This window comes from Chryseobacterium capnotolerans, assembly GCF_021278965.1.
GTDB classification, from domain to species: Bacteria; Bacteroidota; Bacteroidia; order Flavobacteriales; family Weeksellaceae; genus Chryseobacterium; species Chryseobacterium capnotolerans.
Genome location: NZ_CP065589.1, coordinates 416,975 through 434,202, shown reverse-complemented (window position 1 = coordinate 434,202; position 17,228 = coordinate 416,975). Strand labels below are relative to the sequence as shown.

General features: G+C 32.8%; 16 protein-coding genes. 8 read left to right on the top strand and 8 right to left on the bottom strand.

Annotated elements, in window-relative coordinates; all coding sequences use genetic code 11:
• Positions 1-118: 118 nt before the first annotated feature.
• A complete protein-coding gene (locus H5J24_RS02005) occupies positions 119-1,378 on the top strand; it encodes a putative DNA modification/repair radical SAM protein (RefSeq protein ID WP_068944631.1) in 1,260 nt (419 codons plus the stop codon).
• Here H5J24_RS02005 and H5J24_RS02000 read toward each other — a convergent pair.
• Both H5J24_RS02000 and H5J24_RS01995 read right to left on the bottom strand, forming a co-directional pair.
• On the bottom strand, positions 1,375-2,793 hold the full coding sequence (locus tag H5J24_RS02000; protein WP_228407673.1) for a S41 family peptidase: 1,419 nt from the start codon (positions 2,791-2,793) through the stop codon (positions 1,375-1,377). The genes H5J24_RS02005 and H5J24_RS02000 overlap by 4 nt on opposite strands.
• A gap of 54 nt (positions 2,794-2,847) precedes the next feature.
• Positions 2,848-3,684: a helix-turn-helix transcriptional regulator gene (locus H5J24_RS01995; protein WP_082811282.1), complete on the bottom strand. Its 837-nt coding sequence runs from the start codon at positions 3,682-3,684 to the stop codon at positions 2,848-2,850.
• Between the two features lie 161 nt (positions 3,685-3,845).
• On the opposite strand from H5J24_RS01995, the gene H5J24_RS01990 reads away from it, so the two are divergent.
• Positions 3,846-4,604, top strand: coding sequence for a TIGR03915 family putative DNA repair protein (locus H5J24_RS01990; protein ID WP_068944633.1), 759 nt, complete (start codon positions 3,846-3,848; stop codon positions 4,602-4,604).
• A 1,106-nt stretch (positions 4,605-5,710) separates the two neighbouring features.
• On the opposite strand, the gene H5J24_RS01985 is transcribed toward H5J24_RS01990, so the two are convergent.
• Together H5J24_RS01985 and H5J24_RS01980 are read right to left on the bottom strand one after the other, a co-directional pair.
• Entirely contained in the window at positions 5,711-6,511 is an 801-nt protein-coding gene (locus H5J24_RS01985; RefSeq protein WP_068944634.1) for a DNA alkylation repair protein, read from the bottom strand.
• Entirely contained in the window at positions 6,508-7,146 is a 639-nt protein-coding gene (locus H5J24_RS01980; RefSeq protein WP_068944635.1) for a peroxiredoxin-like family protein, read from the bottom strand. Before H5J24_RS01980 ends, H5J24_RS01985 begins: the two co-directional genes overlap by 4 nt.
• A 95-nt stretch (positions 7,147-7,241) precedes the next feature.
• Between H5J24_RS01980 and H5J24_RS01975 the strand changes: the two genes are divergently transcribed.
• The gene (locus tag H5J24_RS01975; RefSeq protein WP_068944636.1) at positions 7,242-7,589 is read left to right on the top strand and encodes a winged helix-turn-helix transcriptional regulator; all 348 of its coding nucleotides are present in this window, start codon (positions 7,242-7,244) and stop codon (positions 7,587-7,589) included.
• A 269-nt stretch (positions 7,590-7,858) separates the two neighbouring features.
• On the opposite strand, the gene H5J24_RS01970 is transcribed toward H5J24_RS01975, so the two are convergent.
• Positions 7,859-8,836: an IS110 family RNA-guided transposase gene (locus tag H5J24_RS01970; RefSeq protein WP_232816002.1), complete on the bottom strand. Its 978-nt coding sequence runs from the start codon at positions 8,834-8,836 to the stop codon at positions 7,859-7,861.
• A gap of 500 nt (positions 8,837-9,336) precedes the next feature.
• On the opposite strand from H5J24_RS01970, the gene H5J24_RS01965 reads away from it, so the two are divergent.
• The 3 genes from H5J24_RS01965 to gap all read left to right on the top strand — a co-directional run bounded on the left by H5J24_RS01965 (position 9,337) and on the right by gap (position 12,320).
• The gene (locus H5J24_RS01965; protein ID WP_068944637.1) at positions 9,337-10,209 is read left to right on the top strand and encodes a DUF4846 domain-containing protein; all 873 of its coding nucleotides are present in this window, start codon (positions 9,337-9,339) and stop codon (positions 10,207-10,209) included.
• 83 nt (positions 10,210-10,292) lie between these two features.
• On the top strand, positions 10,293-11,279 hold the full coding sequence (gene pfkA / locus H5J24_RS01960) for a 6-phosphofructokinase (protein WP_068944638.1): 987 nt from the start codon (positions 10,293-10,295) through the stop codon (positions 11,277-11,279).
• A gap of 33 nt (positions 11,280-11,312) precedes the next feature.
• Entirely contained in the window at positions 11,313-12,320 is a 1,008-nt protein-coding gene (gene gap / locus H5J24_RS01955; protein WP_068944639.1) for a type I glyceraldehyde-3-phosphate dehydrogenase, read from the top strand.
• A 61-nt stretch (positions 12,321-12,381) separates the two neighbouring features.
• Here gap and H5J24_RS01950 read toward each other — a convergent pair whose 3' ends face one another.
• Positions 12,382-12,660, bottom strand: coding sequence for a hypothetical protein (locus tag H5J24_RS01950; protein WP_232816001.1), 279 nt, complete (start codon positions 12,658-12,660; stop codon positions 12,382-12,384).
• A gap of 29 nt (positions 12,661-12,689) precedes the next feature.
• On the bottom strand, positions 12,690-13,520 hold the full coding sequence (locus H5J24_RS01945) for a hypothetical protein (RefSeq protein WP_232816000.1): 831 nt from the start codon (positions 13,518-13,520) through the stop codon (positions 12,690-12,692).
• 194 nt (positions 13,521-13,714) lie between these two features.
• On the opposite strand from H5J24_RS01945, the gene H5J24_RS01940 reads away from it, so the two are divergent.
• The gene (locus H5J24_RS01940) at positions 13,715-14,512 is read left to right on the top strand and encodes a response regulator transcription factor (RefSeq protein ID WP_068944641.1); all 798 of its coding nucleotides are present in this window, start codon (positions 13,715-13,717) and stop codon (positions 14,510-14,512) included.
• 81 nt (positions 14,513-14,593) lie between these two features.
• The gene (locus H5J24_RS01935) at positions 14,594-15,778 is read left to right on the top strand and encodes an oxygenase MpaB family protein (RefSeq protein ID WP_068944642.1); all 1,185 of its coding nucleotides are present in this window, start codon (positions 14,594-14,596) and stop codon (positions 15,776-15,778) included.
• 93 nt (positions 15,779-15,871) lie between these two features.
• Here H5J24_RS01935 and H5J24_RS01930 read toward each other — a convergent pair whose 3' ends face one another.
• Complete coding sequence (locus tag H5J24_RS01930; RefSeq protein ID WP_232815999.1) at positions 15,872-16,783, bottom strand: hypothetical protein; 912 nt, start codon at positions 16,781-16,783, stop codon at positions 15,872-15,874.
• Between the last annotated feature and the right edge of the window lie 445 nt (positions 16,784-17,228).

Genomic DNA, 17,228 nt, shown 5'->3' with positions numbered 1-17,228 from the left:
AGACTCTTTTTTGTGGATAACTTCTATGAAAAAAGGTTGACATTTATCAATTTTGGAATTAAATTTGAACACACTTTACAACAATAATTGATACAAACAATATCAAACCATTTAGCGTATGAATTTTGACCGTCTTAAAGAAAAACTTGAAATCCTTGCTGATGCTGCAAAGTATGATGTTTCATGCTCATCCAGCGGAGGAACAAGAAAGAATAAAAAAGGGGCTTTGGGGGACAGTTCTGTAAGCGGAATTTGTCATACCTATACGGAAGATGGCAGATGTGTCTCTTTACTCAAAATTTTATTGACCAATCATTGTATTTATGATTGTGCTTATTGTGTTTCCAGAAGTTCCAATGATATAAAAAGGGCTGCCTTTACAGTAGAGGAAGTTGTAGACGTAACAATTAATTTTTACCGTAGGAATTATATTGAAGGATTATTTCTAAGCTCCGGAATTTTCAAAAATGCAGATACAACCATGGAAAGACTTGTTCGGGTTGCCAAAAAACTGCGTCTGGAAGAGAATTTCAACGGATATATTCATTTAAAATCTATCCCAGGAGCTAGTGATGAACTCATGCAGGAAGCCGCATTATATGCAGACAGACTTTCCATAAATCTGGAAATCCCAACTGAAAGCGGCTTAAAACTATTAGCCCCAGAAAAGAATCGTGAGGATATGATTAATCCTATGAGATATATTCAAAAAGGGATTATCCAATATCAGGACGAGAAAAAGATTTTAAAGAAAGTTCCCAAGTTTGCCCCTGCAGGGCAATCCACTCAAATGATTGTAGGAGCCACTAACGAAAATGACCTGCAAATTATCAAAGTTGCAGATCATTTTTATAAAAATTTCAACCTGAAAAGGGTGTATTATTCAGGCTATGTTCCGGTTTTAGAAGACAACAGACTTCCTTCTCTTACGACTGAAGTTCCGATGCTTCGTGAAAACAGATTGTATCAGTCGGATTGGCTGATGCGATTTTATGGCTTTAAAGCTGAAGAGATTTTAGATCCCAATATTCCTTTCCTTGATTTAGAAATGGATCCAAAACTAAGCTGGGCATTAAGGCATCTGGATCAGTTTCCTGTAAATATTCAGACTGCCGATTACCGGATGATTTTAAGAATTCCCGGAATTGGAGTCAAATCTGCTCAAAAGATCATCAGCGCAAGACGTTTTCAGATGTTAACACTGGATCATTTGAAGCAATTGGGAGCAGCTGTGAACAGAGCTAAATATTTTATTGACTTCAATGCCGGTAATGCCTATCTGAAATATTTAACGGATAAAAACTTCAGACAACTATTGATTGGTGGAAGTTCTTCTAAATTTCATCATCAATTTTCACAGCAGCTGAGTTTATTTTAATTTTCCAAATAGTCTACCGCAAACTGAACCCAGTCTTTAACACTTTCATCAAGATAAATATCTGGCTGAACTCCGATGTTATCAATAGGATAATCCGGTAATCTGAAAGATCGGTAAGTAGGCATCAGTAATTTGTAATTATTGCATCCATAGTCGAAAAACATAGCATTAGCATAGTCCAGTACTCCTGAAGAAGGCCTTCCCATAATTTTAACTTTTTTGCTTTGTTTCGCACTTAAAAGAAAATTTTCAGCAGCACTTCCGGTATGGTTATCTGCTAAAATCACAATTTGAGCAGGACTTTTAACGGCTAAGGAGATTGAATCAACAGCCACTTTACTCTGGTTATAATTCACATACTCTCCCGGACTATTTTTTAACTGGGCAATTCTTGTCTTTAAATTGATTATTTCTTCTTTATTTTTAATAGAATCTTTAGTTATTCCTTTTAAATAATTTTCCGAAGTCTGGATTAATGTAGGTGAAGCTAAATATTCAACGCCAAGTTTTCTTATAGAATTGGTCATAATATAAGGTAAAATAGCTCTGTAAGCATTATCTGTTCCACCTCCATTCCCTCTTACATCAATAATCCAAAACTCTGCTTCCTCCAAAATTTTCTTATTGTCTTTCAGTAGTTTTTCTATACTATCCACAAATGAATAACTAAAATATTGAAGCCTGATCATCACTGTTTTTGAGCTTACTTTTTTGATATAAGTTCCATTGATTTCGCTTACTTTATTTTCAATTTCTGTAGCACTCAATGCTGGATGAGGGAGTTGTTTTACAAAAATGGTTTTGATCTCATTAAATGATAAAAGTGTGTTATCATACATCGTATATTTCCCTTTTTGTATAGAATGATCCTGGCTATAATATTCATAACTTCCATCTGAGAATAATCTGAATTTAATTTCGTTAGGCTTCCAGTATTTTGGGTCTGCTTTTATAATAAATCCTACATATTCTTTATCATTTATTTTTTTGACGCCAATTTCATAACCCTCATTTTTCCAAATTCCTTCAAATTTATCTTTTTGTTTTTGAATATCTTTTTTGAATTTTTTAAGATTTATATCTAATAGCTTAGTATTAATCTCCAGTTTTGGGACGTGCTGGCTGACCTGATTGGGTAAAACCCAGATATGTCTGTCTTTGAAAAAATCTGTATAGCTTTTCAACACATCCAAACAAGCTTCATCATTCTTCACATTATCAGAAGAAGTGAGTGTATTTTTCTTCAAAGTTTCATACAGAAACTTATCTTTTGTTTTGGTATCAAATCCGGGATATTCGCTTTCAATCTTCAAAATTATCTTCTGTAACGCCTCATTACAATTACATGAGGTCTGCGCATTCCAAAGATTACAAGAAAACACAACAGCAATCCACACAAAAAGTTTAATTTTCATTAACAATATTTTCAGACAAAAAACAACAATTAAAGATTATAAAAATTGTAAAAATCATTCATTTTTTATTTTTTGATAAATCCATGTTAAATCTTTTTGGGTCACTGATATTTTTCCTGCTATTTTATTGGGCGCAAATCCTGTAAGGTTCTTAAAATCTTTAATAAAATGAGACTGATCATAATATTGATTTTGATATGCAATTCCTGTAAGAGAATTTTTTGGTTTCAGAATATCATTTAATACGTTCCTGAACCGAAGTGTTTTTAGGTAAGATTTAGGATTCTGCCCTACATTATTTTTAAATAAACGAAATAATGTAGGTTCACTCATTTTTAGATTTTTAGAAAGTTCATCAATACTTAGAAATTCATTATTATTAACAATGAGTAATGCTTCTTTTATTTTGCAGGGGATATTATCTTTTAAATTTTCACAAAGCAAAATTTCCAGCGCATCAGCTCTTTTTGCAAAATCAGCCATATCAAAGATTTTATCAAGGAAATTTCTTTCAAAAGAGAATATATCATCAAAAACAGTATCGGAAAGCATGAGGTTTTCATAAGACTCATCAGTAAAAGCCCTTAGAGCCGAAGGTTGAAAAACAATGCATATCTGATCCAGGGCACAATGGATATTAACATTAAAAGGAGCTTTATGAAATCCATATAACCGGCTTATAAAAGTATTACCATCGGTAATTTCACAAAGGTTAGTTTCGCCTTCATTCGTATAGGAAACCTGATTGTGTTTATAAATTGCAAGACAGAGATTAGTATTGGGAAAAGTAGTATAATTTAAAAGTTCCTGATCCGTTTTTTTAAAGAACAGGAAATACTGAATATATTTTTTCAGAATCTCATTTTTAGGTTTTATGATCATTGAGTTCATCTTAGTAGTTTATTTTTAGAGTATCTTCGGTACTGAATTTAAAGACGGATTCCGAAAAATAAATTTAATAAACTTTCTTGGGTTAGAAAGCTTTTAAAGATGATTAAATAATCTAACCGTTTTCAAAAAATTATTTATAGAATTTAGATTTATTACATCAGATGAACACAATACTTTACGACGGCAGTTTTGATGGTCTTTTCACAGCGATATTTGAAGTATTTGAATACCGTTTTAAAGATGTTGAAATTGTTAACAGAGAAAGATTTCATCAGGAAAATATTTTTGCTGAGATCCATGAGGTTATTACCCAAACGGATAAATCTGAGCGGGTTTTCAAAAAATTAGAACAAAATCTTGGTAAGCAGGGTATTCATAAACTTTTAAAAGTTTTCTTATCTGAAGATCCCGAATTGGAGAAGGTAATATTATCAGCAGTAAGGCAATCTATAAAGAATCCTGAAAAAAATATTCTGGAAAACTACGCAGATACTGACGTTATGAAAATCTCCAAAATCTGTAAATCGGTTGACAGAGAAAGCCATCGCATGACAGCATTTGTACGTTTCGAGAAGATGCAGGATGGGATTTTCTTTTCAAAAATAGATCCTGATTTCAATGTTCTTCCTTTAATCAGGAAACATTTTAGTGACCGCTATCAGGATCAGAAATGGATGATCTATGACTTGAGAAGAAATTATGGAATTGTTTATGACCTGGAAACCGCTGATTTCTTTTATCCTGATGAAAAACTGGATATCAAGAATTATCAGGAGAAGTTTCATGATGAAGAAAAGAACTATCAAACACTTTGGCAACGGTATTTTACTAAGACTAATATTGTTGAAAGGAAAAACCTGAAACTCCATGTACAACATGTTCCTAAAAGGTATTGGAAGTATCTGACCGAAAAATGGTGATTTTAAATAGTGTAATTCAAATTCAAATTTCCATATTGTGGATAACTTTTCTATACTATAAATTAGACTTATGCTCGAAAAACCTTTTCCACAGGCTTATTTTATAACCAATTAAATTTGTGACAGATATGATACTATTTATTATATAATCTTATATTGTGGATAACTTTTTCAACCACGGATTACACCAATTTACACAGGTGATTCTTTTTTTAATGATATTTTGAACTGAAGAAATTTGAGATGATTTTTAATCCATATTCTGATATTGTGGATAACTTTTTCATCTTACTGATTAGAGTTATTCCTGAAAAACCTTTTCACCAAGCATATTTCATAAACTACTATACTTGTGATAGATATAGTATATATCAATCGACAATCTCATATTGTGGATAACTTTTTTAACCACGGATTACACCAATTTACACAGATGATTCTTTTTTTAATGATATTTTGAGCTGAAGAAATATTGATAGGATTTTTAATTCATATTCTGATATTGTGGATAACTTTTCTATACTATAAATTAGACTTATTTTCGAAAAACCTTTTCCACAGGCTTATTTTATAACCAGCTACATTTGTGACAGATATAATACTATTTATTATACAATCTCATATTGTGGATAACTTTTTTAACCACGAATTGTACAGATTTACCTAGATGATTCTTTTTTAATGATATGTTGAGTTGAAGAAATTTAAAATGATTTTTTAATTCATATTTTGATATTGTGGATAACTTTTCCATACTATAAATTAGACTTATTTTCGAAAAACCTTTTCCACAGGCTTATTTTATAACCAACTACATTTGTGACAGATATGATACTATTTATTATACAATCTCATATTGTGGATAACTTTTTCAACCACGGATTACACAAATTTTCATAGATGATTACTTTTTGAGCTGACGTTTTCTCCTAAAAAGATCTGAGAAGATTGTTTATTCAAGTTTTTGCATTGTGGATAACTTTTATAAATCGATTGTTTTCATTTGTATTCAAGAATTATTTTCGAGAACAAAACAAACACAACTATCTAATTAAAAGACACATACATTTAAAAGCCAATTTACACTAGCTTATTATGGATAACTTTTATTTACGGATAGTACGCAAGGCTTTTTTGACAATATATTGAGTTTCTTTGGTATTACTCTCCCTAAGCCATTCATCACAAATTTCTACTACAAATTCTGGTTGGGATTTACTGGCATCATTCAGCCAATTGCCTACACTATCCTGTACATATCTTGATGGATCTGATTTTAATGGTTCTAAAATTTCTAGTCCCAATCCTGGATTTTGTTTTAATGCATCAATATGCTCACACCACACCCCTCTTGGCCTTGTGGATTCGCTGGCAAAGCGTCTGATATTTTCATTTTCATGTTTTGTCCATACTGATAAAATAGATAATGATTGTTTAAGGTTTTTGGAAATATCCGGACGTACTGTCATCCAGCATATTTCTCGTACCCCAAAATGCGTGTCTGCAGCAAAATCCTGAATCTTTTTTAATTTTTCTTCTGTTCTAAAAGCATTATTCCGCCCAATGGTATAAGCAGCCCAGCAACGAACCAGATCTGCGGGATGTGTGGATAACTTTGAAAGAAAATCTTCATCCTTATTTTTAAGCGTAAGATCAAGAATACCCAGACCAATTACTTCATTGACCGTATTGACAGTTTGTTTTTTCAATTGGTCTACTCTATTCAGAATGGGTTGCAAATATTCTAACCGATTGTTCTGTTTTAACAGGTTTTCCAGCAACAACCTTTGATTAACAGCCAGCCATTCCGTAAGATTTACTGTTTCAATTTCTCCATTATTCAATTGGATTAAAATATCCGCAGGAATATCTTTTATAGAACGGGCCCCTTTTCTTTTTTCTGTCATAATGCTTGTATTAATTCTTCCATATCAACTCGATTCATGTAATTTACATCTAAAAATTTATACGTCACCATTCTATTTTCATCCACAATAAAAACAGCCGGAACCGGTAAAACATTATCATTGTTTTTATTGAAATCAAAAAGATTAATTCCAAGACTTTTATAGTAAGGAATTACGAAGTCCTGTAACTGAAAAGTGATCCCTAATTTTTTAGCCAAATTATTATCAGCATCTGTCAACACTTCAAACTCAATATTATTTTTTTCTGCCATGCTCAGGGAATGATCCGGACTTTGTGGAGAAACAGCAACTAAAGCGGCTCCTTTATTTTTTATTCTGGAAAGATGGTCTTGCAAAAATTTTAACTCCAGATTACAGTAAGGACACCAGCTTCCTCTGTAAAAGGCTAAAATCATTTTCCCATCTTTTAGAATGTCTTCAGAATTGATAATTTTTCCCAAAGCATTGGGTAATGAAAACTCCGGCATTTGATTTCCTATCTGAATGCTATTTTCTTCAAGTTTTCTGGTCTTCAAGTCCTCAATAGACTTTCCAAAAGTTTCTAATATTTCCTGTGGAAGCTGAGAAGATAATTCCTGATTCAAATGTTCAATCTGTTTAGCCAGTGTATTCATTTTTAAAATTTTATTATTTTTACAAAGGTCGAAAAGGCTTTACACATAAGCAATAACGCATATTTTTCACCCATAGGGATAAAAAAGTCAATTTTATGGAAATAAAGGGAAGAGCTGAAGAAAATAAAATTTGTCCATTAGAAGTTGCCGTCAATACGATCAGTGGAAAATGGAAAATTCCTATCGTTTGGCAAATCAATGAAGGAAAGAAACGTCCCAGTGAATTTTTACGGGGAATTGCAAAAGTAGACCGCAGGGTTCTTAATCAGCAGCTCACGGAAATGGTAGAGGATGGTATTCTGACGAAGCAATCTTTTAATGAGCTTCCTCCCAGGGTTGAATATACATTAACTGAGCTTGGGGAAAAGTTGGTTGCTATTTTATGGCAGTTGAATGATTGGGGAAAGCTCTTGATTCCTGAAATGGAGAATACGGAAGTTTAAAATTGATTGTTAGTCTCGCAGATTTAGCTGATTAGGCAGATCTTGTTATACTGTTTCGTATCAATTTGAATTATTGAAAAACGCAAAGACGCAAATTATTATCATGCATCATGTTTTAAGGCGCAAGATTCTGTGTTAATCTGCAAATAATATTTATATTTTTTTGTAAATTTGTTTTTTAAGTCGGCCTAGAGCTAGACTCTGTAGCGTGCTATACTATCTCAGTTTTCACGCTATTTTTTGATTTATATTTACCGTCATAAACGGTTTCATTTTTTAAAAAGAATATAGATCAATTCTAATATTTTTCTTTGGATTGCTACTAAAGCCTTCATTTTTATTCCATGTTTTGAAGTGAGTCTTATATAAACTTCTTTGAAGTTATCATCCCACTTCACAATTGTTAAAGCCGGCAAAAACAAACATTTCCTTAACATTCTATTTCCTTTTTTTGATATCCGTGATTTACCTTTTACCGACGTTCCAGATTGTTTTTCTCTAACATCTAACCCTGCATAACTTGATAATTGAGACTTGTTTCTAATCAGTTCAAAGCCATTGGTCTCTCCCAAAACAGTAACCGCAGTTAAAACACCAACTCCCGGTATTGTTGTAAGTCGTTCTATCAATTGTTTTATCACAGGATTAGTATTGATAATAGTATCGATATCTTTCTTTATTGCTTTTTCTTGAGCATTGAGCAAATTCATACGAGCTTGCATTCTTTCTATACTTTTTAAATGAGGAGAAGCTTGAATAGTTTCTGCATGAAGCTGATTTTTTATCACATTCCGCTCCTGAACAATTTGATCGCGCTCTCTGGTAAGCTGTTGCAGCTCATTATAAGTCTGATCAGGTTTTTTCCAATGATTTAATTTTCTTTCAAGACCGAACTGAGTAATAGCCTGAGAACAACTTTTATCAGTTATCGTTTTTATATCAAGAGTTCTTAGGTAGCTACTTATTTTATTGGGCAAAACGATATAGACCTTTTTATTATTCTCAGCAAGATAATAAGCGAACTTCTGATGATAAACCCCTGTGGCTTCCATAACATAGTGAATTTCCTGATCTTCAACACTTTGTTTTTCAATCCAATTAATCAATAATGGGATTCCAACATCTGTGTTTTTAAATACCTTATAAGCTAGAAATTTTATAGTTTGATCTTCATATAGACAACCTAAAGTAACTACTAATTCTTTTTGAGACACATCTATACCGGCTACTTGTTTTAATACTTTCATCTTTTATTACTTTTTAAGTGAGATATCTTCCTTCGTCTTTTCTCCTGATTGGATATTCTGGATATTAAATGAGGTTTTTAATTCCTTACATTCTGCTCTGACTCTAAAAGATAAAAAAGAATGAGGTCGTTTCTTGCGCCGAATATGTTTCTTTGAACTATTGGATTTTTATTCAACTCTCATTCTTATTCACTTTATGGCTAAGATAATATTTGAGATAAAGCAAATTATAACTTATACAAACATAGGAGATTTTATCTGCGATAAAATTGGATACTGCTAAATCATAGCCACTAATGCACTAATAATTTTATTTTATGAATATTATATATATCAAATTGAATACGTAAGGCTTAAAAGCAGAAATCTATTTTATTCTAGCAGCAGTAAAAAAGAAATTCATCCATTCATGTCAAAAAAAACGGTGGAGAATAATAGCTTAGATTCTATATTTCAACATATCACAAAAAATCCCATATTTGTAACCGAATCAAATGAATATGAAAAAAATTATTTCAGGACTGGTAATGACCATTATTTTATTGGGATGTACTCAAGATAAGACTTCATCAAACCGAAATTCTGATGAACCTGAAATTCTAGCTTCTGAAACTTCAGTGCAAATCAATAAGGATAAAAATACAGCCAGAGAAAGATTTTCTCCGCCCAAAGATTATCAATGGCAGGAAGAAAAACCTGATTCTTTTGGCTATTTCATAGAAAACTTTAAACTGAAACCTTATGGAAGCAAGATTGTAAGATATGATGGATCTCCTATTTCCACCCAGCATCTTCATGAAGCTGTTTTTGATATTGATACCGGAAATAAGGATCTTCAGCAATGTGCCGATGCAGTGATCCGACTGAGAGCTGAATATTTATACAAAATAAAAAAGACAGATGATATTAAGTTTCATTTTACCAGTGGGCATCTTCTCACTTGGAATGATTATAAAAACGGAACAAGAGCTTTTGTGAATGGTAATTCGGTAAGTTTTAGAAAAGCAGCTGATTTTGATGATTCCTATCAGGGTTTCAGAAATTATCTGGACCTCATCTTTAATTATGCAGGAACGATTTCGCTTAATAAGGAAACTCGACCAGTGACAAAAAGCTCAGATTTAAAAACAGGAGACATTCTGATCACCCCGGGAAGCCCGGGACATGTGGTTTTTATTGCTGGAATCTGTAAAAATAAGGAAGGAAAAAAATTATTTTTGTTAGGTGAAGGATTCACTCCTGCTCAATCTATACACCTATTATCCAACCCTTTTCAAAAAAATCTTTCGCCATGGTATGACCTTGATATTAATGCTCCTGAGACCAAAACCGCACGGTATATTTTTAAACCTACAAACTTCAGAAGCTTTTAATTCTATATATTCAAAACTATTGAAAAGTTACTACGATTATCTGAACTTGTTTTTGTAAATTTGTGTTCGAAATTTTTTACTAGATGAAAGAGAGTGCTGTAAAAAAGATTGCAGTTCTTACTTCAGGAGGAGACTCTCCAGGTATGAATGCAGCATTAAGAGCGGTAGTAAGAACCGCCAATTACTATAATATTGAATGCTACGGAGTAAGGGAAGGCTACAACGGCCTTATCAGCAATGATTTCCTGAAAATGGGAGCCCGTTCCGTAAAAAATATAATCAACCAAGGTGGAACGATTCTAAAGTCTGCCAGATCTACTGAATTCAGAACCAAAGAAGGCCGTCAAAAGGCTTATGATAACTGTGTAAAGCTGGGTATCGACGGATTGGTATGTATTGGTGGAGATGGAACTTTTACCGGTGCCAAGATCTTCAGTGAAGAATTTGGAATCAGAGTAATCGGTATTCCTGGAACTATCGATAATGATATTTTTGGGACGGATAATACAATCGGTTATGATACGGCCTTGAATACTGCCATGGAAGCAATTGATAAGATCCGAGATACAGCAACTTCCCACAACAGGGTTTTCTTTGTGGAAGTAATGGGTCGTGATGCTGGATTTATTGCTTTAAACAGCGGTTTAGCAACAGGTGCTTTGGATATCCTGATTCCTGAGAAAAAAGACAGCACGGATGATCTTTTTGAAAAATTCAGAAAAGCCGAAAAAACAGGAAAAGCATCAAGCATTGTTGTAGTGGCAGAAGGAGAAAAACTAGCCAATGTTTATGACCTTGCAGAAAAAACAAAACAAATATTCCCTGATTATGATATCCGTGTAGCGGTATTGGGACATATGCAAAGAGGAGGCTCTCCTAGCTGTGCAGACAGAGTGCTTGCCAGCAGATTGGGATATGGTGCAGTAGTAGGATTAATGGATGGACAAACCAATGTAATGGCAGGAATGCGTTCTAACGATGTGGTGTATACACCTATTGAAGAAGCCATTAAAAAACATAACGAAATCAATAAAGATTTAATGTTGATTTCAGAAATTTTAGCAATCTAATTATTTTTATAAATCTAATAAAAACAAACTATTATGTCAACAATCAAAGTAGGTATCAACGGTTTTGGTAGAATTGGACGTCTTGTTTTCAGAGCAATGACTGAAAGAGACAACATTGAAGTTGTAGGAATCAATGACCTAATCAATGCAGAATACATGGCTTACATGTTAAAATATGACTCTGTACACGGTATTTTCCCAGGTGAAGTTTCTGTAGAAGGAAATGATCTTGTAGTAAACGGGAAAAAAATCAGAGTAACTGCTGAAAAAGATCCAAGCAACCTAAAGTGGGATGAAATTGGTGCAGATTACGTAGTAGAATCTACTGGTCTATTCCTAGATAAAGAAAGCGCTGCAAAACACATTACTGCTGGTGCTAAGAAAGTAATCCTTTCTGCTCCTTCTAAAGATGATACTCCAATGTTCGTAATGGGTGTAAACCACAAGGAACTTACTGATGATATCAAGATTTTATCAAATGCTTCTTGTACTACAAACTGTTTAGCTCCTTTAGCTAAAGTAATCCACGATAACTTTGGAATCGTAGAAGGTTTAATGACAACTGTACACGCTACAACAGCTACTCAGAAAACTGTTGACGGTCCTTCAATGAAAGACTGGAGAGGTGGTAGAGCTGCTCTAAACAACATTATCCCTTCTTCTACAGGTGCTGCTAAAGCAGTAGGAAAAGTAATTCCTTCATTAAACGGAAAATTAACAGGTATGTCTTTCAGAGTACCAACTGTTGACGTTTCTGTAGTAGATTTAACAGTAAGAATTGAAAAAGCTGCTTCTTATGAAGAAATCTGTGCAGTAATCAAAGCTGCTTCTGAAGGTGAATTGAAAGGTATCCTAGGATATACTGAAGAGGCTGTAGTATCTCAGGACTTCGTAGGAGATAAGAGAACTTCTATCTTCGACAAAGATGCGGGTATCATGCTTTCTCCTAACTTCGTAAAACTTGTTTCTTGGTATGACAACGAAATGGGTTACTCTAACAAGTTAGTTGATATGCTTGTACACGCTGCTTCTTTATCATAAGTAATGAGTGATAAGCAATGAGTAATATAGAGCCTTCCCGATGGGAAGGCTTTTTGTTTTATTAGGGTGTTAAATACATTTTATTAACATTCAACAAGTATTGTTTGGGTAAATATGCTATCTCAAAATCACTTTTCATATCCTCAAGATCTTTTTTAATTGAAGTAATATTGTTTTTAAGTATTTCATCGTTCTTATAACTATCTAAGATTTTAATATATCCATCCATTTCTTCTTTTATTTTTAAAAGCAGCGAAGCAAAATCTGTGTTGAAAGATTGTGTTACATATAGATGTTTATTAATATGTGATTTCCAATTTTTTGAATCTTTTTTCTTCAAATCTTCAATAAATGATTTGGTCTTTTGTTCTATACTTTTAAGATACTGGACTTCCCCCCTGGATCACCACTTCTATTGGCAAGAAAATCATCTTTATTTTCACCAATTAATGTTAACTGAGATAATAAAATTTCGTTATATAATGTTTTTAACTCCATAAATCTATTATCAGATAAAAGTTCATTATTATTTATATTTCCATAGCTAAATTTCTCCAATTTTAATATAAAAGCTAACATCTTTTGTCCTTTTTGAATATCATTTGTGTTTTCATCTGCTAAAGTATTAATATATGAAGCAACTCCTTCGGTCAGAGAATTTAGAAAAGGTACGCTACTTCCTATCAATCCTCCAATAGAATTTTCCTTAAATATTAGATCTAATAGGTATAGATTGGCTTCTTTTTTCTTTTTTTTCTCAATATATTTTTTGAAGTCTATCAACCAAGTATTAAATTCTGGATACCTCATTGGATTTTCCACGTCTTTTAACTTACTATAAAATTTTTTAGTTGAATTAACTAGCTTTAGCTTATCAATGTCCTGATTAATTTTATGCAAAGAGAACAAAGATGCAAAAAAATTGCTTTGATATATTTCAATTTCTCTTTCTTGCATTTTCATCTGAGATTGCTCAATCAAGTCTAATTTTTCCTTTATACCAGATATTTTTTGATTAATATTAACAGTAGCATTTTCTAATAATTTATTTAAGGTTTTTATTTTTTCATTAATTGAATCTATTTCCTTTCCTTTTTTAATAATATTAGCTTCCGCTTCTTTTAATATTTCATCTTTCTGAATTTGAGCAAATGATACTCCCGTCCAGAAAAGAAACAGTAATAAAATTTTTGTTTTCATGATTATTTGTTTTTCAGGTTAAAGTTTTTTTGATTGGAAATAAAAAAGAATAGAAAGCACAAAATAGTTTAGAAATCGAGCTTCCATGGTCATTAATTTTATATAAAGTTATAATACTTTCCTACTACATAAAATACCACAAAAGGGTGATTTTATTTAACATAATTTTATTAATTTTAATAAAACCTTAACCAATGAAGAAAAAACATTTGACTCACGCAAAAAAACCGCATCCCCTCATTAAAGTCTGGAATGATTACCCTGAAATTCTCCAGAATAATAACAGAATATTACCTATTCCCTCTATTGAACACCTTATTGGAGAAGTCTTTGCTCCGGGTAAATTCTATTATTATGTCATTAATTTTGCAGACAGTACCATTTGTAATCATCATGAAGATATTTTGAAAATACATGGGCTTAATAAATATCCTGCCCACCTGAAAGAAATCATAGACCTCATCCATCCTGATGACTTAGAATTTGTCATGGAAGCCGAAAGAATGTCCATAGAAAAAATGAAAGAGATTGACGGTTTTGATTACCAGCAGGAACTAAAAACCAGTTATTGTTTCAGAATGAGAACTTCAAAAGGCAACTATGAACTTTTTCACCATCAGGCTTTACATACCTACAAAGATGAAAATGGCAGACTTCTTCAGGCTGTAAATATCCATACCAATATTGAGCATATTACCCATCAGAATTCTTACATGGTCTTAGTCACAGGAATTAACGGACGTGAAGATTTCTATCAGATGCAATGGCAAAAATATCACCCGATCCCTGAACCTCTGTCTGTTATCTTTACCAAAAGAGAAGTTGAGATCATCACCTATATTGCAAAGGGATATTCTGCTTTAAAAATTTCCAATACGCTCAATATTTCAGAAGAAACAGTTCGCACCCATCGAAAAAACATTATCAGAAAATCTGATTGCAGAAACAGTTCGGAACTCGTCAAAAAAGCTATTGAATGGGGATATCTATAACATCTAAATAGAAATCCTGACAAATCTCACTACAAAACTTCAGCATAAAACTTGTACTTTTATCTATCTAAGGAATGAACAATGATACAGCCCCGATTTAAAGATGCTCCGCATTTCAGAAACTTTTGGGAAAACGGTAACGGAAAACAATTAATTGAGTTTTCTGGTGCTGAAGTGAGCTTTAAAGATTTTGAACAATACGCTCCTTTCTTTTATCATGTGGATGAAACCGGAGATAATGTTGTAAAAGATGTTTATTTTACTAAGAAATTCCATGAAGCATCAAGAGAAATTGAAGGGTATATCAGAAACGGAGTGTCTGAACATGAGAATGTTCCAGAAAGTGTAAAAAAGCTTTTCGCCCAAACACAAAAAATTCCGGAGTGGCTGGATTATAATTTGTTGAAAAGTGGAGCTGAGCTTTGCATGCGAAGCAACCTAGATTCTTTAATTTCCTTAAGAGATTATTGCCTGATTGGAGGTTATGATTATGCTTACCTCAACAAACCCCTCATTGCTACAGAAGCTTTAAAAAAAGGAGCTGTGAAGCGCCTTTCGGAAACATTGGATTTTTGGGTAAACGCTACCCGATATGATGCATTGGAGATTCATGCTAAAGGTTATGAATTTGCCATAAAAACCCGTCTGATCCATTCATATGCAAGACTTTCCATTAAAAAACATTATCAAGAATGGGATACTGAAAACTGGGGTGAACCTATCAATTCCTGGGATATGATGGCCACCTATATTGGTTTCAGTTTAGTTTTTCTCCATAGCCTTCAGAAATTAGGAAATACTTTTTCCATTGAAGAAGAACAGGGCATTTTTCACCTGTGGAAATATGTAGGATATCTGCTGGGAATTCCTGAACAGCTTCTTCCCAATGACAAAAAGCAAGCTACGGAGTATTTTTACTTATGGACTTCCATTCAGCCGCCATCAGATAAAGATTCTGTTCTACTGGCTCATTCATTATTGGATGAATCATTAGAAAATCCTATTTTAAAATTTGAATTTCAAAGGAAAAATCTAAGATATCTTCACATCTGCTGTACCTGGTTTCTGCTGGATGATGAAGTTTGCAAAAGACTACAGATTCCTGAAGTTTCTAATAAGCTGTTATTTCCAAAATCAAAAATACTTTTCAATAGAATTTATGATCGTCTTGTAAGCCGGGATTCAAGGATAAAGAGAGGAAATAAAGACCAGATGAAAGTATTGAAAGACTATCTGAATATCACTAAAAATTCAAATTTTCATTAAAACTCCATTTTTCAAGGAAATACGAAACTGACAGTTATTTTTATCTGAAAACTGACACGCTCAATATAGTTGAAAAAAGATGTAATGTTCTCTTTATGCATTTTCTTTGACACTATCTGAAGAAAGATTTTTTCTAGTGAAATTCCAGATCAGATACAGTAAAAATAAAATAAACCAGACACCAATGACAGCACTGAAAAAAATTTCCCTGATGGAAGGATGAAGATAATTCGGTTTATAGAACAAGCGGTCAAGGGTTGCAAATTTATCCTTTAAGTCCTTTCTTTCATAAGTATTTTGTATTGCATTCAGAGGCTCCTGGTGATGATCCCGGTAATAAAATACATCTTTAGTCAGGTCTTTCGGAACGATCTGCGTTTCTATATCATATTTTTTAAAAAGGACATCCAGTTTCTGAAATGAGGTTAGCAGTGAATCCTGGCTGTATTGGTAAAGCAGATTATATCTTTTAACTGCGTTTTGATACTGCTGCTTGTGTTCAGGGATTTTACGCAATGGATAGAACAAAAATTTGTTTTCAAGAAAAATACACATCTTCTCGTCGTATTGAGGATTTACTTGTACTCCTTTAAATATAACTTCGGTACTATCCCCTATCTTTTTCTTAGAAATGATTCTTTTTTCCAGTTCCTTATCATCAAACCCAAGAATATCAAGCATCCCCTCAGCTTTGCTGCTTAATTTTTTATGATCAGTACTCAGCATTTTTAGAGTATCAATACTATAATAAGTAGATTCTGTTGAGTAATACTCCTTATTATCCGGATCGTAGTACACTGTATCTCTCTGTTCAATCACAGGGTAAGGTTTGGGATATAAAATATTTTCGGGGTTAAACAGCGACTCCGAGCTATAGGAAGTATAGTTGTATAAAAAAGGCTGTAAGACATTCAGCAGTGTTTTATCTTTATTAAGATCCTTTTCAGGCAAATCCGTTCTAAGCTTTGCATTGAATCCAAAACTATAGCTGATGAAAAAGGTCAAAGAAAAAAAAAGACACTAATAGAAGTATAGCACCCATTCTCAATTTTTGGGAAAATCCTGTTCTTTTTTTAGTATGATTTCTAAGGAGAAAAATAACAAAGAAAAACAAAAAAAGACCGGTTACGAAAACGTGAGAAATGGAGACATCATCATAAAATTTGAATCTGTAAAACTCTGTATAAATATTAATATCCCCAAGGCCTTTAAACTTCACATACCCGTAAATAAAGTAGGCCAAATGTATGAAGGCTAATACGGCAAAAGATTTAATCAGGAATAGTTTTAATTTTCTGTCCATAGAATGCTCTTTAAAAGAATGTTTTAAGATAAGCTTTTTTTATATGGGATGAATTGTAAAGACGAAGCTCCTAGAAATCATCGGTTCAAAATAACTTCCATCTTTCCGTTTAAGGCCTCTAACAGTAACTTTCTTATGTTGAATTTA

Excerpts from the sequence above, each read along its gene's own strand:
- H5J24_RS02000 (WP_228407673.1), bottom strand. The coding sequence starts at position 2,793 with ATGAAAATTAAACTTTTTGTGTGGATTGCTGTTGTGTTTTCTTGTAAT.
- H5J24_RS01970 (WP_232816002.1), bottom strand. The coding sequence starts at position 8,836 with ATGAAAGTATTAAAACAAGTAGCCGGTATAGATGTGTCTCAAAAAGAA.
- H5J24_RS01990 (WP_068944633.1), top strand. The coding sequence starts at position 3,846 with ATGAACACAATACTTTACGACGGCAGTTTTGATGGTCTTTTCACAGCG.
- H5J24_RS01985 (WP_068944634.1), bottom strand. The coding sequence starts at position 6,511 with ATGACAGAAAAAAGAAAAGGGGCCCGTTCTATAAAAGATATTCCTGCG.
- gap (WP_068944639.1), top strand. The coding sequence starts at position 11,313 with ATGTCAACAATCAAAGTAGGTATCAACGGTTTTGGTAGAATTGGACGT.
- H5J24_RS01935 (WP_068944642.1), top strand. The coding sequence starts at position 14,594 with ATGATACAGCCCCGATTTAAAGATGCTCCGCATTTCAGAAACTTTTGG.
- H5J24_RS01980 (WP_068944635.1), bottom strand. The coding sequence starts at position 7,146 with ATGAATACACTGGCTAAACAGATTGAACATTTGAATCAGGAATTATCT.
- H5J24_RS01945 (WP_232816000.1), bottom strand. The coding sequence starts at position 13,520 with ATGAAAACAAAAATTTTATTACTGTTTCTTTTCTGGACGGGAGTATCA.
- H5J24_RS02005 (WP_068944631.1), top strand. The coding sequence starts at position 119 with ATGAATTTTGACCGTCTTAAAGAAAAACTTGAAATCCTTGCTGATGCT.
- H5J24_RS01940 (WP_068944641.1), top strand. The coding sequence starts at position 13,715 with ATGAAGAAAAAACATTTGACTCACGCAAAAAAACCGCATCCCCTCATT.
- H5J24_RS01995 (WP_082811282.1), bottom strand. The coding sequence starts at position 3,684 with ATGAACTCAATGATCATAAAACCTAAAAATGAGATTCTGAAAAAATAT.
- H5J24_RS01965 (WP_068944637.1), top strand. The coding sequence starts at position 9,337 with ATGAAAAAAATTATTTCAGGACTGGTAATGACCATTATTTTATTGGGA.
- H5J24_RS01975 (WP_068944636.1), top strand. The coding sequence starts at position 7,242 with ATGGAAATAAAGGGAAGAGCTGAAGAAAATAAAATTTGTCCATTAGAA.
- pfkA (WP_068944638.1), top strand. The coding sequence starts at position 10,293 with ATGAAAGAGAGTGCTGTAAAAAAGATTGCAGTTCTTACTTCAGGAGGA.